This is a genomic window from Modestobacter sp. VKM Ac-2978, assembly GCF_026968025.1.
In the GTDB taxonomy this organism is placed as follows: domain Bacteria; phylum Actinomycetota; class Actinomycetes; order Mycobacteriales; family Geodermatophilaceae; genus Modestobacter.
In genome coordinates, this window is the sequence record NZ_JAPVBP010000008.1 from 68,026 (window position 1) to 93,741 (window position 25,716).

Annotated in this window: 32 protein-coding genes; 17 read left to right on the forward strand and 15 right to left on the reverse strand. The window is 73.8% G+C overall.

What is annotated here, in order from left to right:
* The first annotated feature begins 56 nt into the window (after positions 1 to 56).
* Positions 57 to 1,451 (forward strand): WS/DGAT/MGAT family O-acyltransferase, encoded by a 1,395-nt coding sequence (locus O2W53_RS18590; protein ID WP_269164559.1) that lies wholly within the window; start codon positions 57 to 59, stop codon positions 1,449 to 1,451.
* A gap of 123 nt (positions 1,452 to 1,574) precedes the next feature.
* Complete coding sequence (locus O2W53_RS18595) at positions 1,575 to 2,078, forward strand: DUF6912 family protein (RefSeq protein ID WP_269164560.1); 504 nt, start codon at positions 1,575 to 1,577, stop codon at positions 2,076 to 2,078.
* A 15-nt stretch (positions 2,079 to 2,093) separates the two neighbouring features.
* On the opposite strand, the gene O2W53_RS18600 is transcribed toward O2W53_RS18595, so the two are convergent.
* Positions 2,094 to 6,317, reverse strand: coding sequence for an FtsK/SpoIIIE domain-containing protein (locus tag O2W53_RS18600; RefSeq protein ID WP_269164561.1), 4,224 nt, complete (start codon positions 6,315 to 6,317; stop codon positions 2,094 to 2,096).
* Between the two features lie 181 nt (positions 6,318 to 6,498).
* Here O2W53_RS18600 and O2W53_RS18605 point away from each other — a divergent pair, with 181 nt between their 5' ends.
* Complete coding sequence (locus O2W53_RS18605) at positions 6,499 to 6,792, forward strand: WXG100 family type VII secretion target (RefSeq protein WP_269164562.1); 294 nt, start codon at positions 6,499 to 6,501, stop codon at positions 6,790 to 6,792.
* Positions 6,793 to 6,829: 37 nt separating this feature from the next.
* On the opposite strand, the gene O2W53_RS18610 is transcribed toward O2W53_RS18605, so the two are convergent.
* Together O2W53_RS18610 and O2W53_RS18615 are read right to left on the reverse strand one after the other, a co-directional pair.
* On the reverse strand, positions 6,830 to 7,759 hold the full coding sequence (locus O2W53_RS18610; RefSeq protein WP_269164563.1) for an MFS transporter permease: 930 nt from the start codon (positions 7,757 to 7,759) through the stop codon (positions 6,830 to 6,832).
* A complete protein-coding gene (locus O2W53_RS18615; RefSeq protein ID WP_269164564.1) occupies positions 7,756 to 8,244 on the reverse strand; it encodes a hypothetical protein in 489 nt (162 codons plus the stop codon). Before O2W53_RS18615 ends, O2W53_RS18610 begins: the two co-directional genes overlap by 4 nt.
* Before the next feature lie 470 nt (positions 8,245 to 8,714).
* On the opposite strand from O2W53_RS18615, the gene O2W53_RS18620 reads away from it, so the two are divergent.
* Both O2W53_RS18620 and O2W53_RS18625 read left to right on the forward strand, forming a co-directional pair.
* Positions 8,715 to 9,167 (forward strand): hypothetical protein, encoded by a 453-nt coding sequence (locus O2W53_RS18620; protein ID WP_269164565.1) that lies wholly within the window; start codon positions 8,715 to 8,717, stop codon positions 9,165 to 9,167.
* Entirely contained in the window at positions 9,164 to 9,514 is a 351-nt protein-coding gene (locus tag O2W53_RS18625) for a hypothetical protein (protein WP_269164566.1), read from the forward strand. The genes O2W53_RS18620 and O2W53_RS18625 overlap by 4 nt, the downstream gene beginning before the upstream one ends.
* 19 nt (positions 9,515 to 9,533) lie before the next feature.
* On the opposite strand, the gene O2W53_RS18630 is transcribed toward O2W53_RS18625, so the two are convergent.
* A complete protein-coding gene (locus tag O2W53_RS18630) occupies positions 9,534 to 10,082 on the reverse strand; it encodes a GNAT family N-acetyltransferase (RefSeq protein ID WP_269164567.1) in 549 nt (182 codons plus the stop codon).
* Positions 10,079 to 10,351 (reverse strand): hypothetical protein, encoded by a 273-nt coding sequence (locus tag O2W53_RS18635; RefSeq protein ID WP_269164568.1) that lies wholly within the window; start codon positions 10,349 to 10,351, stop codon positions 10,079 to 10,081. The genes O2W53_RS18630 and O2W53_RS18635 overlap by 4 nt, the downstream gene beginning before the upstream one ends.
* Before the next feature lie 378 nt (positions 10,352 to 10,729).
* Between O2W53_RS18635 and O2W53_RS18640 the strand changes: the two genes are divergently transcribed.
* Together O2W53_RS18640 and O2W53_RS18645 are read left to right on the forward strand one after the other, a co-directional pair.
* On the forward strand, positions 10,730 to 11,458 hold the full coding sequence (locus tag O2W53_RS18640; RefSeq protein ID WP_269164569.1) for a RelA/SpoT domain-containing protein: 729 nt from the start codon (positions 10,730 to 10,732) through the stop codon (positions 11,456 to 11,458).
* A 16-nt stretch (positions 11,459 to 11,474) separates the two neighbouring features.
* The gene (locus O2W53_RS18645) at positions 11,475 to 11,738 is read left to right on the forward strand and encodes a hypothetical protein (RefSeq protein WP_269164570.1); all 264 of its coding nucleotides are present in this window, start codon (positions 11,475 to 11,477) and stop codon (positions 11,736 to 11,738) included.
* Positions 11,739 to 12,170: 432 nt separating this feature from the next.
* Here O2W53_RS18645 and O2W53_RS18650 read toward each other — a convergent pair whose 3' ends face one another.
* The 7 genes from O2W53_RS18650 to O2W53_RS18680 all read right to left on the reverse strand — a co-directional run bounded on the left by O2W53_RS18650 (position 12,171) and on the right by O2W53_RS18680 (position 16,678).
* A complete protein-coding gene (locus O2W53_RS18650; RefSeq protein WP_269164571.1) occupies positions 12,171 to 12,425 on the reverse strand; it encodes a hypothetical protein in 255 nt (84 codons plus the stop codon).
* Positions 12,422 to 12,925 (reverse strand): hypothetical protein, encoded by a 504-nt coding sequence (locus O2W53_RS18655; protein WP_269164572.1) that lies wholly within the window; start codon positions 12,923 to 12,925, stop codon positions 12,422 to 12,424. The genes O2W53_RS18650 and O2W53_RS18655 overlap by 4 nt, the downstream gene beginning before the upstream one ends.
* A 3-nt stretch (positions 12,926 to 12,928) precedes the next feature.
* The gene (locus O2W53_RS18660; RefSeq protein WP_269164573.1) at positions 12,929 to 13,168 is read right to left on the reverse strand and encodes a hypothetical protein; all 240 of its coding nucleotides are present in this window, start codon (positions 13,166 to 13,168) and stop codon (positions 12,929 to 12,931) included.
* Positions 13,169 to 13,449: 281 nt separating this feature from the next.
* The gene (locus tag O2W53_RS18665) at positions 13,450 to 15,792 is read right to left on the reverse strand and encodes a bifunctional DNA primase/polymerase (RefSeq protein ID WP_269164574.1); all 2,343 of its coding nucleotides are present in this window, start codon (positions 15,790 to 15,792) and stop codon (positions 13,450 to 13,452) included.
* Positions 15,789 to 16,151 (reverse strand): hypothetical protein, encoded by a 363-nt coding sequence (locus tag O2W53_RS18670; RefSeq protein ID WP_269164575.1) that lies wholly within the window; start codon positions 16,149 to 16,151, stop codon positions 15,789 to 15,791. Before O2W53_RS18670 ends, O2W53_RS18665 begins: the two co-directional genes overlap by 4 nt.
* On the reverse strand, positions 16,151 to 16,333 hold the full coding sequence (locus O2W53_RS18675) for a hypothetical protein (RefSeq protein WP_269164576.1): 183 nt from the start codon (positions 16,331 to 16,333) through the stop codon (positions 16,151 to 16,153). Before O2W53_RS18675 ends, O2W53_RS18670 begins: the two co-directional genes overlap by 1 nt.
* A 153-nt stretch (positions 16,334 to 16,486) precedes the next feature.
* Positions 16,487 to 16,678, reverse strand: coding sequence for a helix-turn-helix transcriptional regulator (locus tag O2W53_RS18680; RefSeq protein WP_269164577.1), 192 nt, complete (start codon positions 16,676 to 16,678; stop codon positions 16,487 to 16,489).
* Between the two features lie 109 nt (positions 16,679 to 16,787).
* Here O2W53_RS18680 and O2W53_RS18685 point away from each other — a divergent pair, with 109 nt between their 5' ends.
* The 4 genes from O2W53_RS18685 (at position 16,788) to O2W53_RS18700 (ending at position 19,429) form a co-directional block, all read left to right on the forward strand.
* Positions 16,788 to 17,420, forward strand: a complete 633-nt coding sequence (locus O2W53_RS18685) for a helix-turn-helix domain-containing protein (protein ID WP_269164578.1) — start codon at positions 16,788 to 16,790, stop codon at positions 17,418 to 17,420.
* Positions 17,407 to 18,519, forward strand: a complete 1,113-nt coding sequence (locus O2W53_RS18690; protein ID WP_269164579.1) for a tyrosine-type recombinase/integrase — start codon at positions 17,407 to 17,409, stop codon at positions 18,517 to 18,519. The genes O2W53_RS18685 and O2W53_RS18690 overlap by 14 nt, the downstream gene beginning before the upstream one ends.
* A gap of 21 nt (positions 18,520 to 18,540) precedes the next feature.
* The gene (locus O2W53_RS18695; RefSeq protein ID WP_164702378.1) at positions 18,541 to 19,047 is read left to right on the forward strand and encodes a MaoC family dehydratase; all 507 of its coding nucleotides are present in this window, start codon (positions 18,541 to 18,543) and stop codon (positions 19,045 to 19,047) included.
* Positions 19,048 to 19,114: 67 nt separating this feature from the next.
* Positions 19,115 to 19,429: a hypothetical protein gene (locus tag O2W53_RS18700; protein WP_269164580.1), complete on the forward strand. Its 315-nt coding sequence runs from the start codon at positions 19,115 to 19,117 to the stop codon at positions 19,427 to 19,429.
* A gap of 24 nt (positions 19,430 to 19,453) precedes the next feature.
* On the opposite strand, the gene O2W53_RS18705 is transcribed toward O2W53_RS18700, so the two are convergent.
* A complete protein-coding gene (locus tag O2W53_RS18705) occupies positions 19,454 to 19,873 on the reverse strand; it encodes an NUDIX hydrolase (RefSeq protein ID WP_269164581.1) in 420 nt (139 codons plus the stop codon).
* A 100-nt stretch (positions 19,874 to 19,973) separates the two neighbouring features.
* Here O2W53_RS18705 and O2W53_RS18710 point away from each other — a divergent pair, with 100 nt between their 5' ends.
* From O2W53_RS18710 to O2W53_RS18730, 5 genes are all read left to right on the forward strand, one after another.
* Positions 19,974 to 20,597 carry a DUF6758 family protein gene (locus tag O2W53_RS18710; protein WP_269164582.1) on the forward strand — a complete coding sequence of 208 codons (624 nt, stop codon included), beginning with the start codon at positions 19,974 to 19,976 and terminating at the stop codon, positions 20,595 to 20,597.
* A gap of 191 nt (positions 20,598 to 20,788) precedes the next feature.
* The gene (locus O2W53_RS18715; protein WP_269164583.1) at positions 20,789 to 20,944 is read left to right on the forward strand and encodes a hypothetical protein; all 156 of its coding nucleotides are present in this window, start codon (positions 20,789 to 20,791) and stop codon (positions 20,942 to 20,944) included.
* Between the two features lie 7 nt (positions 20,945 to 20,951).
* Positions 20,952 to 21,626 (forward strand): PH domain-containing protein, encoded by a 675-nt coding sequence (locus O2W53_RS18720; RefSeq protein ID WP_269164584.1) that lies wholly within the window; start codon positions 20,952 to 20,954, stop codon positions 21,624 to 21,626.
* Positions 21,627 to 21,682: 56 nt separating this feature from the next.
* A complete protein-coding gene (locus O2W53_RS18725) occupies positions 21,683 to 22,540 on the forward strand; it encodes a PHP domain-containing protein (protein ID WP_269164585.1) in 858 nt (285 codons plus the stop codon).
* A 51-nt stretch (positions 22,541 to 22,591) separates the two neighbouring features.
* A complete protein-coding gene (locus tag O2W53_RS18730; RefSeq protein WP_269164586.1) occupies positions 22,592 to 23,446 on the forward strand; it encodes a RecB family exonuclease in 855 nt (284 codons plus the stop codon).
* Position 23,447: 1 nt separating this feature from the next.
* Here O2W53_RS18730 and O2W53_RS18735 read toward each other — a convergent pair whose 3' ends face one another.
* Complete coding sequence (locus O2W53_RS18735; protein WP_269164587.1) at positions 23,448 to 23,858, reverse strand: VOC family protein; 411 nt, start codon at positions 23,856 to 23,858, stop codon at positions 23,448 to 23,450.
* Between the two features lie 251 nt (positions 23,859 to 24,109).
* Complete coding sequence (locus O2W53_RS18740) at positions 24,110 to 24,736, reverse strand: LysE/ArgO family amino acid transporter (protein WP_269164588.1); 627 nt, start codon at positions 24,734 to 24,736, stop codon at positions 24,110 to 24,112.
* 70 nt (positions 24,737 to 24,806) lie between these two features.
* On the opposite strand from O2W53_RS18740, the gene O2W53_RS18745 reads away from it, so the two are divergent.
* Positions 24,807 to 25,694: a LysR family transcriptional regulator ArgP gene (locus O2W53_RS18745; protein ID WP_269164589.1), complete on the forward strand. Its 888-nt coding sequence runs from the start codon at positions 24,807 to 24,809 to the stop codon at positions 25,692 to 25,694.
* Positions 25,695 to 25,716 lie beyond the last annotated feature (22 nt).

Genomic DNA, 25,716 nt, shown 5'->3' on the forward strand with positions numbered 1-25,716 from the left:
CAGCGGACGTGGGCCCGGCCCGTAGCGTGGACGCAGCACCAGTGAGGGAGGTCACGTTGGTCGAACGGCTCACCGCGTTGGACGCGTCCTTCCTGTACCTCGAGGAACCGGGCACCCCGATGCACGTCGGTGCGGTGCTGGTCCTGGAGTGCCCGTCCGGGACGCTGGACCACGACGCGCTGATCGAACTGGTGCGCGCCCGGCTGCCCCTGGTGCCTCGGTACCGGCAGAAGGTGCTCGAGGTGCCCGGCCACCTGGCCAACCCGGCCTGGGTCGACGACCCCGACTTCGACGTGAGCTACCACGTCCGGCGGTCCGCGCTGCCCCGTCCCGGCACCGAGGAGCAACTGCTGGACCTGGTCGCCCGGCTCACCGCCCGGCCGCTGGACCTCAGCCGGCCGCTGTGGGAGATGTACCTCGTCGAGGGGCTGGCCGGCGACCGCACGGCGGTGGTGACCAAGACCCACCCCGCGCTCGTCGACGGGCTCGGGGCCATCGACATCGGGCAGGTCATCCTCGACCCGGACCCGGACGCTGATCCCGCTCCGACGGCAGCGGACGAGTGGCGCCCGCGCCGTCCGCCGGGGTCCGCCGCCCTGGTCTGGGAGGCGGTGGAGGACTACCTGCAGCGCCCCTCGGCGGTGCTCGAGACCGCCCGGACGGCAGCGGGTGACCTGCGGGCCACCGCGACCCGCTGGGCCGGGGTGGCCGGCGGGCTGGTGGCTGCGGTCGCCCGCACGGCGGTGTCCCCGGCGCCGGTGAGCCCGCTGAACGCACCCATCGGGCGGCAGCGCCGGGTGGCCGTCGCCCGCGCCTCATTGGACGACCTGCGGACGGTGCGCAAGGCGCACGGCGGCACGGTCAACGACGTCCTGCTGACCTCGGTGACCGGCGCACTGCGGGAGTGGCTGCTCTCCCGGGGGGAGCCGGTGGTGGGCAGCACCTCGATCCGGGCCCTGGTCCCGGTGTCGGTGCGGGCCGAGGAGGACGGTGCGGCCAACGAGGTCCGGTCGTTCCTGGTCGACCTGCCGGTGGGGGAGCCGAACCCGCGGGTGCGGTTGGCCCGGATCAGCTTCGCCATGCGCGGCCTGGCGCCCAGCGGGCAGTCGGTCGGTGCGGACACGCTCAGCGCGCTGTCGGGTTTCGCCCCGCCGACGCTGCACGCCCTCGGTGCCCGCGCCGCCAGCGGGCTCTCCCGGCGGCTGTTCAACCTGGTGGTCACCAACGTGCCCGGCCCGCAGGTGCCGCTCTACGCGGGCACCGCACGGATGGTCGAGGTCTACCCGGTGGTCCCCCTGGTCCGTGGTCAGGGGCTGGCGATCGGGCTGACCAGCTACGACGGCACCGTCTACTTCGGGTTGAACGCGGACCGGGACAGCGTCAGCGACGTCGACGTCCTCGCCGACCTCATCGAGCAGGAGATCGCCTACCTGGTGGAGGCGTCGAGCTGACGGAGGGCTCCGCTGTCCCCACCGCCCGCGGGCTCGCGGCGCTCAGCTGACGCGGGACTGGGAAGATCGTCGGGTCAGCGGCGTTGATGTCGCTGGAACTCTCGACCTGGAGGAGGCGAACCGGTGCGCGTGTACCTGCCGGCCACGACGACCGTGCTGCAGCGGTTGCTCGACGAGGGCCGACTGGAGGGACCGCACACGGTCTTCACGGTCACCCCGCAGCTGCGGGACTTCTACGAACTGAGCGACGACGCCGAGGAGTTGGAGTACGCGGCCCTGCTCGCGGCGGCGCGGGCGAGTCTCCGGTTGATGGACGTCGACCCGCTGGCCGCCCGCCGCCGGGTGGTGCTCGCTGCGGACGTCCCGGAGACCTCGGTGACCCCCATCCAGGACGAGGGGGCCGACGCCGGTGCCGCCCGCACCACGGCCGACCTGGCCACCTCCGACATCGCCAGTGCGCTCATCGACGGGGCCGAGGCGGAGGCGGACGTCCGCGCGGCGACCGCCGTCGTGCTGGAGGCCGACCTGGGGAGCGAGGAGGCGCAGTTCGTCGTCGACCAGGCGGAGGGGCACGAGCTGGCCTGGTACGCGACCCAGGAGATCGGCCCGGCGCTCGAGCTGCTCTGACCGGTCGGTCCTCCCTCACGCGTCGACCGGCTCGTGGCGGTGCCGGGCGACCTGCACCCGGGTGACCTCCTGCGGCGTCACCAGCCAGCCCGAACCCGGCCGCGCGGGCAGCGGCGTGCGGGGCAGCCGGAGCCCGAGCAGCTCGGCGTCCCCGGGTGCCGGCCGCAGCAGCACAGCCGTGCGGCCGCGGCGCAGCGCGGCAGCCGGACCGCGGAACGCCCCGGCGACCTCCGCCGCGGTCCCGGCGCCGACGACCGCCGTCCGGCCGGGCGTGGAGCCGAGCGCGGTGAGCACGTCGCCGACCTCGTCGGAGAGCGAGCTCAGGTCGTCGGCGAGCACGAGGACCCGGCGTTCCTCGTGCCGGGCCAGCCAGCTGCGCACCCCTGCGGCGTCCGTGCTCGACAGCTGAGCGCAGGCGGGCTGCGGCCGACCGTCGGCCGCTGGGCTCTCCGCGGTGAGCGGCGCGGGGGTCGGCTCGGAGACCAGGGTCAGGACGGCGGCCCCGGCCGACCGGCCGTGCGCGCCGAAGGCCCGCAGTGCGCTGGACCGGCCGCTGCCCGGAGGACCGACCACCAGCAGGCCGCCGGTGCGCGCGAGGTCCACGCCGACCGCCGCACCGGCGTCGCCGCCGGGGCCGATGGGCAACCACCACGTCCGGGGTCCGGCACCGGCCTGTCCGGCGACGGTGGAGGTCGGGCCGGGCAGCGGGAGACGCGGGTCGTCGGGCAGCTCGACCACCCGTACGGGCGGCGGGCACGGTGCGCCCGGCGGGTCGACGGCGGGCACCAGTGGAGTGCGGGGCAGCGCCAGCTGGCACTCGGCGGCCTCTTCGCCGACCAGGGCGCGCCCGGGCGGGCGGTGGCCGGGCACCGCCCGCCCGGCCACGCCGGCCACCGCGTAGTCGGCCCGGTCGGGCAGCGGCAGCACCAGGCGTTCGCGGACAGCGCCGGCCAGCCGGCCACCGGGGACGGCGCGCTCGGCGGTGAGTGCGACGGTCAGGCCGACGGCGGCGCCGTCCCGCGCGAGCCGCAGCAGCGCCGCCGCACCGATGGCGGGGTCGGCGGCCTCCAGTTGTGCGGCCACGCTCTCGTAGCCGTCGACCAGCAGGAGGAGGTGCGGTCCGTGGTGCCCCTCATCGCCGCCACCGCCACCGCCACCGCCACGGCGTCGGTCCACCTCCTCGGTCAGGCGGGCCAGCAGCCGCACCGTGCGGTGCGCGTCGTCCCGGCCGACGGCCGTGCCCGTGTGCGGCAGGCCGCGGGCCAGCCCCGCGAGACTCCCGCCGCCGTGGTCGAGCACGTGCACCTGCAGGCGACCGGGCGGCAGGTGGTGGACCGCCTCGCCCAGCACGGTGCGCAGCGCGGTGGTCCGCCCACTCCAGGGGCCACCCACCACCAACCAGCCGCCACCGGTGGCCAGGTCCAGCTCCAGCGGGGTCTGCAGCTGCGTGTCGGGGGAGTCGCGCAGGCCGAGCCGGAGCCGGGACGCCGGTGCCCCCGACGACCAGCGGTCGAGAGCGGCGGCGGGGAGCTCGTCGGGCAGCGGGGGGAGCCAGGGGCGGTGCGGCGGGCTGATCCCGTCCGCCCGCGCCCGCTCCGCGAGTGCCCGGACCAGCCGCTGCAGGTCGCTGGGGCCTTCGCCGCCGCCCGGTTCCCCGGGCTGCGGTGGACCTGGCCGTGGCGGCCACGGACGCCGGGCGACGGTCAGCGGTGCCACGGTCGGCGCCGACCGGCCGGAGACCTGCGCCACCTGCAGGAGCACGGCCGGCCCGTTGCCGGCCCGCAGGTAGGCCCGGCCCGGACGGTCGGGGGGCAGGTGCGCGGGCAGGGTGCTGCCGAGCACGTCCCTGGCGTCGCCCTCGTCCGTGGTCCGGAGGCAGATCCGCAGCGAGCAGTTCGCCCGGATCTCCGGGCTCACCACACCGGCCGGGCGCTGCGTGGCCAGCACCAGGTGCACGCCGAGCGACCGGCCGCGCTGGGCGATGCCCACCAGGCCGCTGACGAAGCCCGGGAGCTCCTCGGCCAGGGTGGCGAACTCGTCGACCACGATCACCAGGCGGCTTGCGGCGACCGGCACCGGCAGCGAGGCGAGGTCCCGCACGCCGTGCTCGGCCAGCAGGCGTTCCCGGCGGGTCAGCTCCGCCGACAGGGACCGCAGCGCCCGCGCCGTGGACTGGGGGTCCAGGTCGGTCAGCAACCCCACCGTGTGCGGGAGCGCCGCCGCCTCCCCGAAGGCCGCTCCGCCCTTGTAGTCGATCAGCAGGAAGCTGCACCGGTCCGGCGGATGGTGCTGGGCCAGGCTGGCCACCAGGGTCTGCAGCAGCTCCGACTTGCCCGCGCCGGTGGTGCCGGCGATGAGCGCGTGCGGGCCGTCGGCGACCAGGTCGATCCCCACCGGCCCGTCGCCGGCGACGCCCACCGTGGCCAGGAGGCGGCTGCGCACCCGGTCCCAGGCGCCGGACACCTGCTCGTGGCCCGGGTCCAGCCGGAGCCCGGAGGCCGGGAGGTCGAGCAGTCGGGCCGCGCTGGGCAGCTCACCGGCGGACGCCGGGACGGCGAGCCGGGCCAGGTCCCGCGCGATCCGGTCGGCCGTCGCCGGGCCGACCGCGTCCAGGTCGACGAGCCGCTCCTGGTCGGCGCCGGGCAGTCGCAACCGGCCTCCGGTGCCGGTCTCCCCGGCGACCTGGAGACGGGCCAGCGCCGGCAGCGGGAGGGCGGCCTCGGACCCGGCCACCTCCAGCCACACGGCCCGTTCGCCCGCCCGCGCGACCAGGGCTGCGGTCGCCTGGTCGACCGGCCCGTCTAGCACGACCAGCGTCCGGGGCTCGGCGTCGGCTCCCGCGGTCGGGGCGCCGGACAGCACGGCCAGCAGCCGGTCGGGGACGGGCTCGCCCGGGACGACCACCCCCTGCAGGTGCGGCAGCCAGCGGCACCACCGCCAGTCCGCGAGCTCGGGCTGGCCGCTCACGAGCACGATCCGCAGGCCCGCCGGAGGGGTCAGCACGGCCAGCTGGCAGACCAGTGCGCGCGCCACGCCCAGGACTGCCGGCCGCGGCCCCACGACCCCCAGACCCGTCCCGGTGGGCAGCGGCAGCGCCACCGGCAGGTGCTCGGCCAGGACGGCGGAACGGTTCCCGCCGGGCTCGGCGGTGGTGACGGTGGTGGTGCCCGGACCCGTGCCCAGCCGCACGCTGAGCAGGGCGGCGGCCGCGCTGCTCCGGGACCACAACGGGCTGCTGCGCCGACGCGCCGCGGCAGCCAGCAGGGCGAGGTCGGGGTGCTCGGCCTCCTGTGCCGCGCGGTGCGCCGCGACCGCACGGCTGAGTTCGGCATCGGCCAGGGCCAGCGCCACGGCGTGCTCGGCGACCTCCCGGCGGTGGCCGCGGCGGCCGGACAGCCGGTCCGACGACCAGCTGGCCACGGCGACGACCGGGCTCAGCAGGGCGAAGAAGAGGAAGTGCGGCGTGGCGAGGAGCCAGGCCATCAGCACCCCGCCGAACGCCGGGAGCGCGACGGCGACCCAGCCCAGCCGTCGCCGTGACGGCTCGGACGGGGGCGTCGGCCGGAGCACCGTCGTGCTCCCCGGAGCAGGCGGGGTCAGCGGGAGAGGGCGGACGTGCACACGCCCCGCCGGTGCGGCGGCGCACTCCAGACCGGCGCCGCGGGGGCCGGTCAGCCGGAGAGCGCTGGCACCCACCCGGAGCGTCGAGTCGACCGGCCACTCCTGCGCATCGGCACCCACGGGGGTGGTCGCACCGGAGCGGTCGGTCATCGTGGTGCCGTTGGAGGAACCGAGGTCGGCGACCGTGACCCGGCCCTCGGCCACGGACACGACGACGTGACGTCGCGAGACGTCCGGGTCCTCGAGCGTCAGCCCGCAGGCCGCGCCGCGGCCGACGACCAGCGCCCCCTGGCCGAGCGCGACGGTACGGCCGGCATCGGCCCCCGCCGCGACGTGCAGCTCGAGTGCACCGCCGTCGGCCGGGTCGCGGGGGCCGGGGCGGCCCCACCCGAGCAGCGCGCCGTGGCGCAGGGCCTCCGACGTCAGCGGGGTGCTGGCCGGCAGGGCGCTCGACCCGGACCACAGCTGGGCCGGGGGGAGGCGGAGCCGGTCGGACAGGCACGCCTGGACGTCGCCGAGCACGGCCTCCTCGGGTGCCCGTACCTCGACGTCGAGGACGCCGTCGGGCGCCTGCAGCGTCCAGCAGCGGGCGGTGTGCTCGCCGGGCGTCGACGTCATGCGGGACACCGCACCGGGGACCTGACCACCCGGTGATGGTGCCGGTGGCCGACGCGGTCGCGGGGGTCTCGATCGACATCTGTGGACGACCGGGTGGGCTGTGGACAGCCGCGGTCGCGCGCGCCGCGGCGGCCCTACGTTCGGACCCCGCCGGGACGTCCCCGGCAGCTGAGGAGGGGTCATGAAGGTCGACATCGCGACGCTGGACACGATGGCAGGGCGGTGCCGGGCGGAGGCCGCCGACACCTCGGCCCGGCACGCGACGCTGTCCGCCGGGATCAACAGCTCGGTGCTGGAGGGCTGGACCGACAGTCAGGCCGCGGTGCAGTTCAGCGAGCTCTACGAGAAGTGGCGGCTGTCCAGTCAGGGGGTGAGCGAGGCGCTCACCGGCATGGGGCAGCTGCTCACCAGCGTCTCCTCGGCCTACCAGCAGCACGAGGCCGAGATGGCCGCCCGGATCGGTGCCATGCTCTGACGCCGGCGCGGCACAGCGCAGCCGCCGGTCGGGCGGGTCAGCCTGGGGCGGGGGTCCCGGGCACCGCCGGCAGTCCGGCCGGGCTGTCGCGGCGCTGGAGCACCGTCAGTCGCTCCCACGGCAGGATCGACAGGATCGCGACGCAGTGCGGCAGGAAGATGATCGTGACCCCGGCGTAGACCATCGCGTGGAAGCCGAGCAGGAAGAGCACCAGCCCGATCCGGGCCCGGTCGGTGCGCACCAGCAGGATCAGCGGTGCCGCCAGCTCGAGCCCGATCATCACCCACTGCACCGTCGGCAGCAGCCAGGCCACGTCCAGCGTCCACATCGACAGGTCGGTGCCCCGGCGGACCAGCGCGCGGGTCAGCGTGGCACCGGTCGCCCAGTCCCAGCCGCCGAACCGGATCTTCGCCCAGGCGGCGAGGAAGTAGGTGAGCATCACGGTGACCAGCACGGCCGCCATCGCGAACCCGGCGGCCTCCGAGGAGCGCCGGTCCCGCAGCCGCGCCCGCCCGATCGTCGGCAACACCGCCAGGGCGACCAGGAAGGCGATCCGGTCGTGGTCGACCTTCCCGTAGCTCATCGCGATGACCATCCACTCCGAGTAGAGGAGGAAGACGGCGAGGCCGAGCAGCCGTGGCGCCCGGCCGGTGGCGGCGGCCACCGCGGCGATCACCAGCGCCCACTGGACGACCAGCACGAGGGTGTGCGTCGGGGTGGGCAGGTTCAGCAGCCGGCCGATGAGCAGCGGCGCGTACCAGTCGGTGGGCACGTCGGCGTGGGCGCGCACCCACGCCGTGGTCAGGAAGACGTCGACCGGGATGAACAGGTAGGCGATGGCCCGGAAGACCGCGATCCGGGCCAGCGGCACCGGGCGGAACCACCAGCGGGGCGTGCCGGGGACGGCCGGCGCCACCTCCGGGCGCACCGGCGCGGCAGTGCCTGGGGTGGTCGCTGCGGTGCTCACTCGCCGTCCTCCAGCTGGTACTCGATCAGCACCTGGTCGGTGACGTCGCCGGTCCGCTGGCCGCCCTCGAGGTCGATGCGGCGCTGCACGACCTGCACCTCCACCAGCTCCTCGGCGGCGGGGTTGCGCTCGGCGTAGGAGTCGGCGAGGAGCCCGAGCAACGAGGGGTCCTCGTGGATCCGGGGCAGCTGACCCTCGAACTCGGCCCGGCGCAGCCCCACCTCACCCCCGGAGAGGCGGACCTCCTCGCCCGCGGCGGTCAGCCCGACCACCCGGGTCGAGACGACCGGGGTGTCGGGGTTCGCGCGGGTGGAGTACATCCGGAACGGACCGAAGGGGAAGGTGTCGTCGTCCCCCCACACCGTGCCGGCCAGCAGCAGGGCCAGCACGATCGCGGCCGCGGCCAGTCGGGCGCGCCGCCCACCCGGGGTCAGGCGCTCGACCTCGGCCTCGGCGGGCAGCTCAGGGGCGGACTGCAGGGGCACCGGGTCATCGTAGGATCGGCGCCCGTCCAGACGGGTCATCGTCGCTCCGTGGCGGGCAGCCGGGCGCACGCGTGCACCCGGCCGCCCCGGCAGTCCCACCTGCGTCGTCCGTCACCCGATGTCGACCAGCGGGAGCAGCCAGATGCAGTTCGGCCAGAACTGATGCTGCCTCGCCGCTGACCTGCTTGTGGACCTCGGTATTCCGCGTTGACCTGCATGATTACCTATCGGCACCTATCACCGTTCGTTGCTCGGTGCCGCCGTCGTGTGCCATGTATGTGCCATCGGTGTGCCATGGCCGGAACGTTGCGGGGTCGGTCAGGCCGCCGGGGCGCGGGCACCCCGGACGGGTCGCCTACTCGGTTCAGTACGACTGGGGACCGGGCAAACACGTGCGGCAGCTGGCTGACAGGGTGCGGCTGCCCGAGTGCTGAGCCGATTTGTCGGCACCGGCATTTACCGTCCGCGTCATGACACGCCCCGGGATGATGCCCGACCGCTGGTTCAGCCGAGACCTGCCGGTTCTCGTCGAGGCTGTGCGCCACTTCGACACCTACACCGACCCGCTCGCCGCTGACACGGTCGCCGAGCGGCTGGGATGGGACGTCGAGGAGGTCATGGCGGCCGTGCGGGCGCTCAGTCGCGGCGGCTACGTCAAAGAACAGCGGGCGACCATGGCCTCCCGGCCCGGCGACACGATCAAGAACGTGTCGCCGGAGGCGTACCGGGAGGCCGGTGCATGGCCTAGCCCGGACACGGCCGCTGACCGGCTCCTGGCGGCCCTGCAGGCGGCCGTGGACAAGGCTCCCGAGGGGGAGGCAAAGAACCGCGCCCGGCGCATTCTCGATGGCGTCGTGGCCGCCGGTCGGGACTTCGCGGTCGACGTCGCTGGCGGCGTGGTCACCGGCCAGATCACGACGTGACCGCCACGGACAAAGCCGCCGCCGTCCTGTTCATCGTCGCCTGTCTGGCGGAGCTGGGCGGTGTAATCCTGATCGTCCGCGAGGCACGAAGGGCGGCAGATGCCATCCGCCGATACCAGCACGGCCTTGAGGTATGGCAGGGAAACCGACCGCCCTTATACGAGGTCCACGAGCAACGCGCCCCCGTGACCATGGGCGACCTGTACACACAGACCCACAGCCAGATGGCAGTGCTGCAGGGGACAGTGCCGGAGCTGCTGGACGCACGGGTACGTGTGGCAACCGCTGCCTTGCTGTTGGTCCTCGGCATTGTGGCCGGCACGGTGGGCAACTTCCTGACCTTGTGAGGCCAGCACCGCACCCCGGTTACAGGCGGCGCCAGAAGTAGAAGGCGGCGGCCTCGGTGGCGGGCATGGTCCAGTCCTTCCCGAGCAGCGGGGGTATCGGGGCATCGAGTGCACCTACGCGGAAGCCGTTGCGCGCGTAGAAGCGCGACAGGCCCTCGACGTCGAGGTTCGGGGTCACGTTGCCAAACCATGCCCTCACACCCCGAGCACGCAGTCGCTGGGCCATGTCGTCGATCAGCTGTGCGCCGATCCCGCGCCCTCTGACGTCGCGTCGGACGGCCAGTAGGTCCAGCTCGCTGTGCGCGTCGAGCACCTTGGCGTAGCCGAGGGGGTCGCTTCCCATCATCTGCTGGGCGGTGGCACTGGCCACCGCGACGGCGGCCCTGTTGCTAAGCCCGGCGCCGAGCAGTTCACCCGTGGCCTGGTCGACGTAGCGCAGGATCAGCGGGGCGTACAGGTAGTCCACGTCAGCCATGGGGACGGCGTTCGGTGCGATGTTGTCGAAGTGCTCGGAGAAGAAGGCTTGGACGGCCGCCCGCTCGGCATCGGCCGTGACGTCCTCGATCATGCCGGAGCGCAGGTGCAGTACACCGCGAAGTTCTCGTTCGCGGGCATGGGGGTGGCGTGCTCGGCGACGTCGAGCAGGGTGACGGTCTCCCAGTTCGGCAGCTCAGCGAAGTGCGCCAGCGTGTCGGCGAGCAGCTCGGCCGACTTGCGGTCTGTGCTTGTCAGGTCTTCCGCCTCCATTGTGGCCAGCCGGCCAGCGGCCGTGACCGCGTGCCTGAGCCAGTGAACGACGTACAGGGTGCAACTGGATTCGTGCGATCGAGACGTCACCCGGTCAGTCTGGCGCAGCGAAACCCGCCGGCGTCGTGCTGCTCAGGGGCATGTCAGCCGCGCGCGCATGGCCGCCGCGTTGCCGGCCGGCGGTGGGCCGACGCGTGCCCGGCACCGGCCCCGGGACTCGCCGGCCGGTGCACCGGCAGGCCGGTGGCTGCCGTCCACGCCGTGCACGCCGCCAGGTGGCGCTGATGGGCATGGGCAACCCGCAGGGCGTGGTCGCCGGCGTTGTCGCCGTCCCAGTCGCGGGGGTCGAACGCTCGCAGCTCGGCCGGCGGTCGGGTGGCGTGACCGATCAGCACCGCGCGGCGCCTCACGCTGCGCCGCCGAGCCGCGAGCCATGGGCAGCCGGGGCGGGCTCGTAGGATGTGGAACGTGCCGTCCGCTGTGATCGCGCTGCCGAGCAAGACGAAGATCAACAAGTGCGGCGCCCTCCTGCAGCAGCACGTCGACCCCGTGTCCGGAAGGGTGCGCGCACCGCGTACCGATGAGGCGCTGGAGGCCGTGGAGGTGGTGAACCTCTTCCGGTCGGCGCACAGCTACCCGCTGACCAAGGTGCAGATGGGCGTTCGCAGCATGATGCGCACGCTGGAGTGCGAGCTACCTCCTACGCAGCGTCTGAAGCGGTTCGATCGCATCGTCCGCAAGCTGAGCCGGATGCAGAACAGCAGCCTGGCACGCCTCCAGGACGTAGGTGGCGTGCGTGCGGTGTGCTCGGACCCCGACGAGGCGAAGCGTGTGTTGACTCGCCTGCAGAGTCAGTGGGGGGAGGCGATCGTTAAGACGACGGACTACGTCGCCAACCCCCAGGACACGGGCTACAGGGCCGTGCACCTCATCGTGCGGAGGGACGATCGGCTCATCGAGGTGCAGATCCGCACGCGCAGGCAGCAGTTCTGGGCGGACGCCGTAGAGTCCGCAGACAGCCGCCGGGGGCTTACGCTTAAGGACGGCACCGGACCTGCCGAGATGATGAACTACTTCGCTCTCAGTGGTGAGGTGATCTACCGGCAGGAGTACGAGGTGCCCTTGGATGAGGAACTGGTCTCACGGTTCCAGGCAGCTCGGAGCGCGGTGGTGGCCGCTGGCTACTATCGACAGTGATGGGCGGAGGGACGATATGAGCGGCAAGACGGTGCACGTCCTGCTGGTGTACAGCTACGCCGAGGGCAAGCTGATGAGCCAGCAGGAGTTCTCGGACCGGCGGCAGGCTACGGAGGCGTACAACGCCGCGGAGGAAGCCTTCCGCGAGAAGAGCGGGTACGAGATCGTGCTGGTCGGCTCCGACAGCATCCAGACCATCATGCAAACTCACGGTCACTACTTCATGCGTTCGGATGAGCGACTGTTCTCCGAGCTGCTGACGTCGTCGCTGGACAGCTGACGTAGTCAGGCGCCCGAGGCCCCCGACCAGGTATCTGGTCGGGGGCCTCGGGCGTTGATGCGTTGCCCGCCAGCTGCTGCCTCGCCGCGCAGTGATGCGAGGTTCTGAACCCGTCAGACGGTCCTGGCGCCTCATGGACGGTCGGGGTCGAGGGGTGGGGGAGGGGTGTCCCCCCAGGTGGTCGGCCGCTCGTCGCCCGGCGGCGAGCAACACGGCGGTGACTCGCAGACCTAATCTCTGTGAACACACGTATCAAGATCGAGAGGCTCATTCGGCGCTTGTTCGACGCCGCGTCGCAGGCGTTGGTCGATCCCCGCACGGGGACGCTGGTCGGGCTGGCCGGCCTGCTCGTCTCGGTCGTGCAGAGGTGCTGACCCCGACCGCCGCTGCCCGGCGGGTGCACCAGGCAACGGCGGTGGTCGGCCACAGCGGCTACAGGTCGAGGACCGGCTGCATCGCCCACCACTCGCTGGACACCCACCGGCGGTCCAGCTGGGCGTCGGTCACCCCGTCGTCGACCGGCGCCCGGCGGGTCGGCGGCTCGTAGGGCCGGCCGGTGGCCAGATCGGTGACGACCTGGGCGGCGGTGTCCGGGTCGCGCACCACCCGGACCCGGACACCGGTGGGGGTGGTCGTCTCGTAGACGTCGGGCACCCGGCGGCCGTCAGGGCGGTCGCGGCCGGTCACGAGGTCACCCCGTCGCCGGCGGCATCGCGGCGCTGATGGAACTTGTCCAGCTCGTCGGCGGCGAGGCGCCGACCCTCGGCCTCGACGATCTTCACCAGGTCGGCCAGCAGGTTGTTGTCCACGCCGCCCTGCAGCGGCTGGCGGGGCGGCTCCTGGCCGAGCCGGCGGTGCGTCTGGCCGAGCTGGTCGGCCGCTTGGGCACGGGCGTGCCGGGCGGCCCGGTGCCGCACGTAGGCGCCGAACACCGCATCGGCGATGACCGCGGCACGGAACTCCTCGGCTGCGGCCGCCTCCTCGGCGCGGGCCGTCTCCACCCGCTGGGCCAGCTGGGCGAGGGCGGCCTGGTCGAACTCGGTCAGCCGGCGCTCGCGGGCCACGGCCTGCTCGGCGGTGTGGGCCTGCAGCTGCGCCCGCAGCCGGGCGGCCTGGTCCTCCGCGTCGGCCAGCTGCTGCCGGGCGGCGTCGGGGTCGAGCGGGGCGGAGGTCGTGGTCTTGGTCATGGGTCAGTCCTCCTGCTTGTCGGTGCGGGTGCGGTCCAGCTCGGCGAACCCGAGCTGCAGGCGCAGGCGGGGGGACAGCTGGGCGCCGCGGTCGGCGGCGGCCAGCAGGGCGTCGGCCTTCTGCTGGTCGCCGGCACGCGGTGTCGGGTGGCGGCCGGTGCTGTTCGGCGCGGTGTCGTAGCCGTCGGCGAGCCGGTCGCGGCTGCTGTCGTTTCTGGTCGGCCAGGGCTGGCGGTTGGGCATCTTGGTCGGTCCTCTCGGGGGGATCGGGGGGAGAACTGGACACCCCTGGGGTGTCCGGGTGGGGTGCCGTGCCGGCGCTGGTCGGATCGCAGCCGCGAAGGATGACGCTGGCTCCCCGCCATACGTCCCGGTCCGCTGGCCATGGATCAGCGGGCTGGGTGCGCTTGACGCCGGCACGGCTGGCTCTGCGCAGACACCTCGGCCAGCTGCGGCTGGCGGGCGTCCTCTGGTTGTCAGTTGGTGGTCGGGTGTGGTGGTGGTCGGGGCGTCGACACGGTGGGTCAGCTGGCGGCGGACAGCGGGGTGAACGGGGAGACGAACGGGGTGGGGTAATGGGACGAAAGCTGCACTGCGACCCCGTAAGCACTCCCCTCCTGGGGGGAGGGGGGGATAGAAACCTCGATTTCGTCCCACCCCAGATCGCGGCGGTGATCTGCGAGAACGTCGGCGATCAGCGCCCCGTCGTCACTGGCCAGCCGCCAGGTGATCGGGCGCTTGTCGTTGTCGTCCTCGACGTCCTGGTCACCCTCGCGGTGGCCGTGCACCACGCCGATCGCCTGCAGCTCCTCGGCCTGGAACCGAGCCACCTTGCGGTCGATCGACGCCTCGCGGGCCAGCCCGGCGGTGGTCAACGGCTCGCCCAGCGCCAGAGTTGCCAGCACCGTCCGACGAGCGGCCGGCATGGAGTCCAGTGCCACCCGGCGCAGGAGGCTGATCACCAGCGGATCGGACAGCCCGAGGGCGCTCAGGCCGCGGGCGAGGCCGAGCAACTGGCGGATCAGCCGCATCGGCTCCTCGATGGTGGGCAGGTCCTCGATCTGCCGGCTGCCGTAGCCACTGCGGGGCACCGCTGCCCGGCCCCAGCAGGTCACCAGGGCGGCGTCCTCGACGGCCTGGTGCACGGTCTCAGGGATGACCACCGCAGGTGCCCGCCGGGCGGCGTCGGTGACCAGCTGGGCGGCGGTGGCGCGGGCGGCGGCCCGGTGCTCGGCCAACTCGCCCCGGCGGGCCAGTGCGGCTGCCCGACGCTTGGCAGGAGTGTCGCGGTCGGGCAGTCGGACGTAGACCCACCGCGGCCCCAGCTGGTCGTTGTGCACGGCCTGTCGGTCGATGGCGCCGGTGACCGCGGCGACGACGGTCGCCCGACCGTCCCAGGTCAGCGTCTGGTCGGTGGACACCCGTCCAGGCGGCGACACGTCGCGGCTGACGTGGCCGTCGTAGACCCGCCGCATCATGCCGAACACCTGGTCCCGGCCGCCCTGGTTGGAGTTGGCCAGCAGGCTGGACAGGTCCCCGAAGGTGAGCAACCCGCGGCGGCCAATCCTGACCAGCACCCCGGCCGGCACGGGCGACTTGTGCTTGGACCAGCTGAGCAGGCCGGCCGCGGTGACGTCGTCAAGGTGCCCGTCGGCCACGTCGTCGAGCAGCCGGACCGTCTCTGTCTTGCCGGAGCTGGGCGGTGCGACCAGCAGCAGCCATACCGGCTCGCCGTCGAGGTCGCGGGTAACCGCAGCGGCCAGGGCGAGCAGCACATGACCGGGATCGGACAGGTCCTGCCAGCCGCGCAGCTGCTCGACGAAGCCGGCCAGCGCCTGCAGCCCGGCCGACCGGCCAACGGCCGGCGCCGGCGCCGGCGCGACAAACACCGGCAGGGCGCGGCCGAGGTCGGCGACCCTCGCGTGCACGTCGGCCAGGTCCGCGGCCACGGCCTGGCCGACGGCCCAGGCCAGGATGCCGTCGAACTCAACCGAGGCGGCTGACCCCGACAGCACCCGAGCGCCAGCGTCGCCGACGCGTGCGCTGGTCATGACGTCGATGAACATCTGGCGCAGCCGGTCAGCGGCGTCGGCCGCGGCGTAATAGCCGGCGCGGGCCTCCTTCATCGCCCCGACGGCGAACCCGACCATGGCCTGGTGCCGGCTGTCGCCACCGGCCAGCTTCCCGCTCAGGCTGCGCAGCTTGGTGTCGAGCAGCCGCGGTCGTGTGGTTGCGGTGTGTTCGGCCAGGAAGCCCGCAACCTGGGCATCGGTGGCAGCGTCCGTGGCGTCGAGGGCGTCGTCGAGCGCGTCGGCCAGCGCGACCGGCAGCTCGGGCAGCTCGCCGGTCCGCAGCCACCGGTAGTCGCCGTCCTCGGCCGGGTGCTGCGACGGGACGACCAGGTTGACGCCGTTCCGACCGCGCACGTCGCCCCAACCCCGACCCAGCCGACCGGTGCTGTTGCCGATCAGGCGACCCGGCGGCATGGCGAACAGGTAGTGCCCGCGGAGAGTGTCGCCGCGGCGGGTGGCCTGCATCGGCGGCGCAGTGTCAATCAGGGCCTGGACGAGCAGCGAGGGCAGCTGCTGGGGATCGTCGACGTCGATCACCACCGCACCGGACCGGCCGGCGTGCAGCGCGATGCCGTAATTGGTGCCAGCGAACCAGGCCACGATCTGCTCGGGGTCGCGAGAGCTGTGCCGCTGCCAGCCCTTGCCGATCACGCCGCCCGGCTCCTTGGTCCCGGCCTTGACCGGGAGGACGTAGAACCCCGCCTTGGCGTAGGCCAGTGCGGCGGTCAGGGTGTCCACGTCACCGGCCAGAGCTGGGACACCCAGCCTGGTGTCGAGGACCGCCGGCGTGGTCACCGGGCACCAGCGCCCCGCCACCAGGCGATGGCCTCGGTCAGCACCAGGTCATTGCCGGCGCAGGTCGGCCGGTGCGGGACGTGCGGGACGCCGGCCGGCGCACGGCCACCGGCGGCAGCACGGCGGCGGGTGGACCGGTTGCCCCACACCAGGGCGGCACTGCAGGCCGGACAGCGACCCTGCAGGACGGCGAGCCGGCGGACGGTGATGCCCTCGCGGACGTCGTGCGGGGCGTCATCGGGGGTGTCGGGCAGGCACCAGCCGATCAGCTCGCCGGTCACGTCGACGACGGCGGCCTGCTCGACCAGCGCCATGGGCGCCGGCCAGGCGATCGGGGTCAAGTCGGTCGCGGGCGCCATCAGGCGGCCCCGCCGATCAGGTAGGTGGCACCGAACTGGCCACGGCGGATGACGGCGAGGTCGCCGTCGGGACCGACCCGGTGGGCGTGCAGCGCCCTGCACCGGCTGCAGGTGACCAGCACGCCGAACCCGGCCGGCGTGCGCCAGACGTTGTGGACAGCGGCGGCCCCGCCGCGGGGCATGGGCGCCGACGGAGGCTGTGCCCCGCGGCGCTGGTGGATCATCATGGCTCTGGCTCCAGTAGTGGCTGGGTCTGGTGGTGGGCGATGGCCGGGGCGGGCACCCCGGCCTCGCTGCTGTCAGGGGTGCGGGAGGGCTGAGGGCACCCCCCGCGCTCAAGCCGCGCCGGCCTGCTGGTCGGTGTGGCGCTCGACCCATGCATCGAGGTCGGAGCGGTGGAAGCGCAGGTGCCGGCCCACCTTCACTGCGCGCGGGGCGATGCCACGGACTCGCCACTGGTAGAGCGTCTGCACGGGCACGCCGAGGTAGGTGGCGACGTCCTGAGCACTGAGCAACCGGTCGGCCATGGCGTTCTCGCTCTCTGCTACTTCTGCAGCGACTGCTCTCTGCTATCGCTACGCCGACGGTCTCAGCCGATATCGACATGCGTCAAGGGCTGCCGTACGGTTATCGCTTATGGGCACTCAGGGGTCACTTGCGCAACAGATCGCCCGCAACGCTCGCCGGATCAGGGAGGCCCAAGGCCTTCACCTGGCCGACGTGTCCGAACGGATGACGGCACTCGGTCAACCGCTGTCCCTCAACGCCATCAGCAAGATCGAGCGAGGCAACCGCGGCATTGACCTGGACGAGTTGGCTGCACTGGCGCGGGCGCTCGACGTGCCACCACTGCTGCTGATCTTCCCTATCGGCCACGAGCCGACCGTCGAAGTGTCGCCCGGCCAGGAGGTCGACACCTGGGACGCTGTCCGCTGGTTCTCGGGCGACGCCACACTGCCCGCCGGCCTCAGGTCCCCCGTCCCCTCACCCGGCCCATTTGCGCGCCTGGCCTCCTGGCCTGACCTGGCCGTGCGGGAGTACCGCACTCACCACCAGCTCTGTGAGGACTGGCTGCGCGCCGATGACGACCTACGGCGGGCGGTTGGTGAGGACGCCAGGGTGGCGGCGGATCGCCGACGTGGCATCGAGAACTACCTGCAGGAGCACCGCGCGCTCATGCAGGCCACGGGCCTCAAGTGCCTCCCCCCGGTCCCTGCCCCGCTGCGCGCGGTCCTGGGCGACGGTGAGGTCCGCGATGGCCAGCATTGAGCCGCGCCAGAGCCGCCGAAACGGGAAGCCGGTCAAGGTCTACGACGTCCGGTTCCGCGACCCCGACGGCCGGCAGCGCAAGAGGACGTTCGGCAAGAAGGGCGAGGCCGACCGGTTCGCCTCCACCGTCGAGGCTGACAAGCTGCGCGGGCAGTACGTCGACCACTCCGACCGGACGACGGTCGCTGAGTACGCGCGCACCTGGGCGGCTGCCCGACCGCACCGTGCGAGCACCGCTGAACGCGTGTCGAGCCAGATCGAGGTGCACATCGCCGGCACGCGGCTCGGTGGCCGACGCCTGGCCGACGTCCGCCCTTCCGAGGTGCAGGCTTGGGCAACCGACCGGGCGCGGGTGTTGGCACCGTCGACCCTGCGCGCCCAGGTGCGGCTGCTGCGCTCGATCTACAGCAGTGCGGTGCTCGACCGACTGGTGGCGTCGTCGCCGGTGGTTCGGGTGCAGCTGCCGTCCGATGACCGGGATCGGGTGGTGCCTCTGACGGTCGAGCAGGTGCAGGCTCTTACCGACGCCATGCCGGCGCGCACTCGCACCATGGTGCTCACGCAGGCGGGTTTGGGGTTGCGGATCGGCGAGCTGCTGGCGCTGCGGGTGCAGGACGTCGACTTCCTGCGAAGGACCGCGCGGGTCGAGTTCCAAATCGCCCCGCGGACCAAGGAGCGCACGGAACCCAAGACGCCGCGCTCCCGGCGGACCGTTCCGCTGCCCCAGGTCGTCGCCGACGCGCTGGCCAAGCACATCGCCACGTACCCGCCGGGCGCCGACGGGTCGCTGTTCACCACCGGCATCGGAACGGTCTACGGCCGGGAGCACTACGGGGCCACGTTCACGGCGGCGGTCAAGCGCGCCGGGCTGCCGGCCGGGACCACCAGTCATGACCTGCGCCACCACTATGCGAGTGTGCTGCTGGCGGCCGGTGAGTCGGTGGTGGCGGTCGCCGAACGGCTCGGCCACGAGAACGCCACGCTGGTGCTCAAGACCTATGGGCACCTGATGCCGGACTCGGAGGACCGCACCCGACGGGCGGTGGACGAGGCGTGGTGTGCCATCACCGTGCCATCCCTGCAGTCAGTAGCTCGCTGACCTGCAGAAACGGGAGGAAATGTGCAGTTCGGCCGGTACTACGAGGAGTTCGAGGTCGGCGCCACCTACAAGCACTGGCCCGGCAAGACCGTCACCGAGTACGACGACCACCTGTTCTGCCTGCTCACCATGAACCACCACCCGCTGCACCTGGACGCCCACTACGCCGCGGAGACCACCGACTTCGGCGAGAACGTCGTCGTCGGCAACTACGTCTACTCGCTGCTGCTCGGCATGAGCGTCCCCGACGTCTCCGGCAAGGCGATCGCCAACCTCGAGGTCGAGTCGCTCAAGCACGTCGCCCCGACCTTCCACGGCGACACGATCTACGGCGAGACCACCGTGCTGGACAAGACCGAGTCCCGCTCCAAGGACGACCGCGGCGTCGTCCACGTCGAGACGATCGGCTACAAGCAGGACGGCACCGTGGTCTGCGTCTTCCGTCGCAAGGTCATGGTGCCCAAGCGCTCCTACGGCGAGGCCCGCGGCGGGGAGCAGCCCGGGCGTCCCGAGCCCGTCCGTCGGTGACCGGCCCCGGGCACCCCGTGCCGGCGGACGCCGCCGGCCACCGCGACGGCGGAGAGGGCGGTGGGTGATGGACCCGATCTCGGTCCTCGTCGGGGTGGGGGCGGTGCTGCTGGGACAGGCCATCGGCTACGTGCAGGGGCGCCGGCACCGGGCCCCCAAGCCGATCCAGGCGATCTGCGGGTGCGGTCACGGCATGTCGATGCACAACGCGGAGACCGGGCGGTGCCACGGGATGATGAACGGCGACCCGCTCAAGTACGACTCCGACAAGGAGCCCACCGCGTTCAAGCAGGTCCCGTGCACCTGCCAGCGGTACGTCGGGCCGCTCCCCATCGACCAGGTGTTCTCACCGCCCCTGCTGCCGCCGTCGGACTCGAGGTGAGCGCGGCTCGGGGTGCTCGCGAGCTCAGTGGGGGAGCACGCCCCAGCCGGAGAGCGCGGTGAGCACGCCGGGCGCCATCGCCAGCGCCGTCAGCCCGGCGGCGTCCACGAAGACGGCGTCGTCGGCGTCGTCCCCGGCCACCGGCTGTGGCTCGGGCTCGGGCTCGACCACGGTGCACAGCCAGTCGGTGACGGTGAAGACGACGCCGTCCCCGTCGATCCGGACGTGGCCCAGCACCCGCACCGGGCGCACCGCCAGCCCGGTCTCCTCGGCGGTCTCCCGCACGACGGCGTCGGCCTCGGACTCACCGGGTTCCACCCGCCCGCCCGGCACCGACCACAGGCCCGCACTGGGGGCGTGACCCCGGTGGATCAGCAGCAACCGGCCCCGCGCGTCGTGCACCACGGCGCCGACACACGCCACCTCCGGCCGCAGGTCGCCCACGTCGGCGAGCCTACGGGCGGCCGGTGACCCGGTGCCCGGGACGGCGGGACGCGGCGGCGATGCTTGACGAACCCACGGCAGAACAGGACGGTGAGCGGCGATGAGTGTCTCCCCGGTGTGCCCGCGCTGCGGCGAGGTGCTGGTCGTCCGCCCCGGCTCGGCCGACGAGGGCTGGTGTCACGTGCACGCAGCCGTCACCCCGCTGCACCACACCGCCGTGGTCGCCCACGACGCGATCAGTGCGGTGTGCGCCGATGCCCGGGTGCCGGCCTGGGTGCCCGACCCGATGCCCGGCGGGTGGGCGGTCACCGGGCTTGCCTGGGGCGGTGAGCCCGGGGCCCGGGCGATCGTCGTCGCCTGCGCCGGCCCGGCCCCGCTCGGCGGCTCGGCCGAACTGGTGCTCGTGGCCGAGGAGCCCGGCACCGGCCTGGGCTGCGGCTACGCGGGGCTGCCCGGCGTCGACCCGGGCGAGCTCGTCGGCGGCCCCTCCACCGTCGCGGTCGAGGCCGCCGGGCAGCGGGTGCCGCTGTGGCTGGTCCCGGTCGGCGACGACCGCGCCGCCTACGTCGGGGAGGCCCACGGGGTCTGGCTGTGGCTGGTCACCTGGCCGGCGTCGGCTGCCTGGTTGCTGGCCGAGGACCTCTCCCTGCTCGACCTCCGCGACCGGGTCTACCCCGACCTCCCGCTCGGCCCGATGACCGATCGGCTGCTGCCCGGCCGGTGACCGGGCGGTGACGAACCGGCCGGTGTGGATCCGTTCGACACGTGGTCGGCGTGGCGAGTGGTGTTCCGGGCGGGGCTGCTGTTACTCATGGGACGCGGTCCAGACGGCCGTCGTGGTGCACTGCCGTCGGCCCGCTCGCCCGGTCGCCGTCGAGTCCGCCTGGCCACCTGAGGAAGGGAAACGGTGCGACCTTGCTGAAGAAGGTGCTCACCTGGCTGGCCATCGCGTTCGTGGTCTTCTACGTGATCCAGCGACCCGAGGATGCGGCCGGCATCGTGCGCAGCGCCGGCGGCGCCCTCAGTGACGCGGCCGGCTCGCTGTCGGCCTTCGTGGAATCCCTGGTCTAGCCCGGCCGTGTCCGGCGCCCGTACCCGGCGGCCCCGCTGGGGCAAGGACGCCGAGAAGTACCTGCTCCCCGACGAGCCACCGGTGATCGCCACCCGCCGTCACCCGGCGGTGCTGGCGCGCCCCCTGGCCCGGGGCGTCCCGGCCCTCGTGGTCGGGGTGTGGGTGCTGCAGCTCGACCTGGACAACGCGGGGGCCGGGGCCGTCGTCGGCCTGCTCGTCGTGCTGGGCGCGCTGGGCTACCTCGGGTTGCACATCGGTGAGTGGTGGGTGCGGCACTTCCTGATCACCCGCCGGCGGGTGCTGATGACGTCGGGGGTGATCATCCGGACCGTCGCGGTCATGCCCCTGCGCCGGATCACCGACCTGACCTGGAAGGAGACCTTCTGGGGTCAGGTGCTGGGCTACGGCACCTTCCGCTTCGAGTCCGCCGGGCAGGCGCAGGGCCTGGACGAGATCACCTACCTGCCGCACGCGAAGGCGCTGTACAAGCGGCTGTCCGAGCTGATGTTCGGCTCCGACTTCTCCACCAACCCGGTGAGCTCCGACGAGGACGCCGAGGGGTCGATGAGCGCCGACGACCGGGGGGACGGCGAGGCCCCCGAACAGCACATGCCACCACCGCTGACGTCGGGGCGCGGGCACGACACCGCCCCGATCCCACGCACCCGCCCGCCGTCCTGACCGGTCCACCCGACCGCCCTGCGGCGGGCCCCGCGCCGGTGCGGCAGGCTGGGGGCGTGCGCATCGACCTGCACACCCACTCCTCGGTCTCCGACGGCACCGACAGCCCCGCCGCCCTGATCGCCACCGCGGCCGCGGCCGGGCTCGACGTCGTCGCTCTCACCGACCACGACACGACGGCCGGCTGGGCCCGGGCCGAGGAGGCGCGCCCGCCGGGGCTGACGCTCGTGCCGGGGATGGAGATGTCCTGCCGGTACTTCCCCGCCGGGGGGTCGCCGATCAGCGTGCACCTGCTGGCGTACCTGTTCGACCCGCTGCACCCGGCCTTCGCCGCCGAGCGGGTACGGCTGCGCGAGGAGCGGCTGAGCCGGGGGGAGCGGATCGTCACCGCGCTCGCCGCCGACGGCTACCCGGTCGTCTGGGCGGAGATCGTCGCCCGCAGCGAGGGCGGGGTGGTCGGGCGGCCGCACGTGGCCCGGGCGCTGGTCGAGGCGGGCGTGGTCGACTCGGTCGACCACGCCTTCGGCACGCTGCTGCACCACGGCAGCCCCTACTACGCGGCCAAGGCCGACACCGACGTGCTCGACGGCATCCGGTTGGTCCGCGCCGCGGGCGGGGTGCCGGTGTTCGCCCACGGCCTGGCGACGAAGCGGGGCCGGGTGGTCGGCGACGACGCGATCGCCGAGATGGTCGCCGCCGGGCTGCTCGGCCTGGAGGTCGAGCACCCCGACCACACGCCCGACCAGCGGGCGTACCTGCGTGCCCTGGCCACCGGGCTGGGCCTGATCCAGACCGGCTCCAGCGACTACCACGGCACCAACAAGCGCACCGCGATCGGCGCCTGCACCACCGACCCCGAGCAGTACCAGGCGCTGCTGGCCGCCGGCACCGGCAGCGCCGTGCTCTCCGACTGACCCTGTCGGTGGCCCCGGTTACCGTGGCGGCGTGGCGACGGAGGGGGACCGGTGAGCGACCAGCTCGAGATGCCCGGCATGCCCAAGCGGCTGTTCTCCTGCACACCGAGCAAGCTCGCCACCTTCGCCGACTGCCCGCGCCGGTACCGGTTCGCCTACCTCACCCGGCCGAGCCCGCCGAAGGGCCCACCGTGGGCGCACAACACCGTCGGCTCGGCGGTGCACGCGGCGCTGCGCTCGTGGTGGGAGCTGCCGGTGGAGAAGCGCACCCCGGCCGCGGCCCGGCAGCTGCTCTACAGCGGCTGGTCGCGGGCCGGCTTCCGGGACGACGAGCAGGCCGCGCAGTGGCGGGCCAGGGCCGCGGCCTGGATCACCGACTACGTGGCCGAGCTCGACCCCACCGACGAGCCGGCCGGCACCGAGCGCACGGTGGGCGCCACGACCGAGGCCCTGGCCCTCTCCGGCCGGGTCGACCGGATCGACCGCCGCGGCGACGAGCTGGTCGTCGTCGACTACAAGACCGGCCGCGTCCCCAGCACCGAGGACGAGGCGCGCGGGTCGCCGGCACTGGCGCTGTACGTGCTGGGCGTCCGGCGCACGCTGCGCCGTCCGTGCAGCCGGGTCGAGCTGCACCACCTCCCGTCGGGCACCGTCGCCGCCTTCGAGCACACCGACCGGTCGCTGGCCAACCACGTCCGCCGGGCCGAGGACATCGCCGCCGACATCGGCACCGCGACCGAGGCGCTGGCCGCGGGCGCGGACGTCGACGAGGCCTTCCCGCCGGTGCCCGGCCAGCAGTGCAGCTGGTGCGACTTCCGCTCCAGCTGCCCGACCGGTCAGGCGGCCGCCCCGGCCCGGGAGACGTGGAGCTTCCTGCCCACCGAGCCGGTGGCGGCGGCCGAGTGAGTCAGCCTGCTGCGGAGCCGGCCGGCACGTCGGTGTAGCGGGCCGTCAGCACCTCCAGCAGGTGGCCGTCCGGGCCGCGGAAGTACAGCCGCCGTCCGCTGCCGTCGGGGTTGACCTCGCCGACCTCGCCAGGACGGCGCCCGGGCGGGTCGGCGGTGTACGGCGTCCCGTCGGCGTCGAACCGGGCGCGGACGCGGTCGAAGTGCTCCTCGCCGATCAGGAAGGCCAGGTGCAGCGGCTCCGCGGCCGGGGCGGCAGCGAAGTTCAGCACGATCGTGTCGTCGAGCTGCACGGACCGGAAGAAGCCGTCCGTGTAGGGCTCGCGGAGTTCCAGCAGGTCAACGAACCAGTCGACGGCGGCGTCCCGGTCGGTGACCGGGACGATCATGTGGTGCAGGGCAGCAGTGGGCACGGGTGCTCCGAGGGGTGAGGGACCGGCCGCACGAGGGGCCGGGGACTGCACAGTGGGGGCCGGCTCGGGGGCCGGGTTCAGGTCGTGGTGCCACCGGGATCGACACGGTGCGCGGGGTGCTGCGCCGGAGGCGGCCCGCGGGGCCGCCCGGGGGTCACGTGCGGGCCGGGTACCCGACTCGCTCACGGCTCGAGGCCGACCCGGCAGTCATGGCGGCGACCGTAGCGCCGCGAGCCGGCCGCGCACAACGCTCAGCTGCCGGCCGCACCCCGGACCGCCAGGGAGATCGCCAGGACGACCATGACGACGGCGATGCCGGCGTCGAGGACCTGCCAGGCGCGCGGGCGGGCGAACACCGGGCGCAGCAGCCGCGCGCCGTACCCGAGGCCCAGGAACCAGACCGCACTGCCCAGGGCGGCACCGGCGCCGAACCACCAGCGACGGTCGTCGTAGGTGCTGGCCAGCGAGCCCAGCAGCACGACGGTGTCCAGGTAGACGTGCGGGTTGAGCCAGGTCAGCGCCACGGCGGTGGACACGGTGACCGCGAGCCCGGTGCGGGCGCCGGAGGCGTCGGGGAGCAGGGCGGCCGGCCGCAGCGCCCGGCGCGCGGCCAGCAGCCCGTAGACGAGCAGGAAGGCCGCCCCGGCGAAGCAGACGAGGGTCACCACCCCCGGCGCCCGGGTGACCAGTGCGCCGGCACCGGCGACCCCGGCGGTGATCAGCACGACGTCGGAGAGCAGGCAGACCGCGACCACCGCGGCGACGTGCTCGCTGCGCAGCCCCTGCCGCAGGACGAGGGCGTTCTGCGCCCCGATCGCGACGATCAGCGACAGCCCGAGCCCCAGTCCGGCGGCCGCGGCGAGCAGGGCGGGGGACACGACGACCACGCTAGGTCCGCCGTGCACCGGAAGACCAGCTCACTTCCCTGATGTACCTGAAGCGTGTCTGATGGTCGCTGTGGACCTCGACCTGGCGCAGCTGCGGGCGCTGGAGGCGACCGTCACCACCGGCACGCTGGACGCCGCTGCCCGCGCCCTGCACGTGACCCCCTCGGCGATCAGCCAGCGGATCAAGGCCCTGGAGACCGCGACCGGCCGGGTGCTGCTGGTGCGCAGCCGGCCGGTGCAGCCCACCGAGTCCGGGCAGGCGCTGCTCCGGCTGGCCCGGCAGATCGACCTGCTCACCGCCGACGCCACCCGGGAGCTGGACAGCTCGGGGCACGGTCCGGTCGCCCTGCCGATCGCGGTCAACGCCGACTCACTGGCCACCTGGGTGCTGCCCGCGCTGGCGCCGCTGGCCGGTGACCTCGTCCTCGACCTGCACCGCGCCGACCAGGCGCACACCAGCGCGCTGCTGCGGACCGGCACGGTGATGGCCGCGGTCACCGGCGACGCCGACCCGGTCGCGGGCTGCAGTTCGACCCGGCTGGGCAGCATGCGGTACCGGCCGATGGCCGCTCCTGCCTTCGCCCGGTGCTGGTTCGCCGACGGCGGGACGGCGGAGTCCCTGGCCCGGGCGCCGGTCGTCGTCTTCGACCGCAGCGACGACCTGCAGCACGCGCACCTGCGGGCCCGGGGGGTCGACCCGGCTCGGCCGCCGATGCACTTCGTGCCCTCCTCGGCCGACTTCCTCACCGCGGTGCGGCTCGGCATGGGCTGGGGCATGGTCCCCGACCTGCAGGACACCGACGGCGACCTGATGGTGCTCGACCCGGACGGCGCGGTGGACGTCGTCCTGCACTGGCAGCAGTGGCGGCTGCGGTCGCCGTCGCTGGACCGGGTGGCCGACGCCGTCCTGGCTGCCGCGCGCCGGGTGCTGGTGCCCGGCCGCAGCTGACCGGCTTGCCCGGGTCCCGGAC

Excerpts from the sequence above, each read along its gene's own strand:
- O2W53_RS18600 (WP_269164561.1), bottom strand. The coding sequence starts at position 6,317 with ATGACGTCGACGCCCGGCGAGCACACCGCCCGCTGCTGGACGCTGCAG.
- O2W53_RS18605 (WP_269164562.1), top strand. The coding sequence starts at position 6,499 with ATGAAGGTCGACATCGCGACGCTGGACACGATGGCAGGGCGGTGCCGG.
- O2W53_RS18620 (WP_269164565.1), top strand. The coding sequence starts at position 8,715 with ATGACACGCCCCGGGATGATGCCCGACCGCTGGTTCAGCCGAGACCTG.
- O2W53_RS18630 (WP_269164567.1), bottom strand. The coding sequence starts at position 10,082 with ATGATCGAGGACGTCACGGCCGATGCCGAGCGGGCGGCCGTCCAAGCC.
- O2W53_RS18645 (WP_269164570.1), top strand. The coding sequence starts at position 11,475 with ATGAGCGGCAAGACGGTGCACGTCCTGCTGGTGTACAGCTACGCCGAG.
- O2W53_RS18655 (WP_269164572.1), bottom strand. The coding sequence starts at position 12,925 with ATGACCAAGACCACGACCTCCGCCCCGCTCGACCCCGACGCCGCCCGG.
- O2W53_RS18660 (WP_269164573.1), bottom strand. The coding sequence starts at position 13,168 with ATGCCCAACCGCCAGCCCTGGCCGACCAGAAACGACAGCAGCCGCGAC.
- O2W53_RS18670 (WP_269164575.1), bottom strand. The coding sequence starts at position 16,151 with ATGGCGCCCGCGACCGACTTGACCCCGATCGCCTGGCCGGCGCCCATG.
- O2W53_RS18675 (WP_269164576.1), bottom strand. The coding sequence starts at position 16,333 with ATGCCCCGCGGCGGGGCCGCCGCTGTCCACAACGTCTGGCGCACGCCG.
- O2W53_RS18680 (WP_269164577.1), bottom strand. The coding sequence starts at position 16,678 with ATGGCCGACCGGTTGCTCAGTGCTCAGGACGTCGCCACCTACCTCGGC.
- O2W53_RS18685 (WP_269164578.1), top strand. The coding sequence starts at position 16,788 with ATGGGCACTCAGGGGTCACTTGCGCAACAGATCGCCCGCAACGCTCGC.
- O2W53_RS18690 (WP_269164579.1), top strand. The coding sequence starts at position 17,407 with ATGGCCAGCATTGAGCCGCGCCAGAGCCGCCGAAACGGGAAGCCGGTC.
- O2W53_RS18700 (WP_269164580.1), top strand. The coding sequence starts at position 19,115 with ATGGACCCGATCTCGGTCCTCGTCGGGGTGGGGGCGGTGCTGCTGGGA.
- O2W53_RS18710 (WP_269164582.1), top strand. The coding sequence starts at position 19,974 with ATGAGTGTCTCCCCGGTGTGCCCGCGCTGCGGCGAGGTGCTGGTCGTC.
- O2W53_RS18745 (WP_269164589.1), top strand. The coding sequence starts at position 24,807 with ATGGTCGCTGTGGACCTCGACCTGGCGCAGCTGCGGGCGCTGGAGGCG.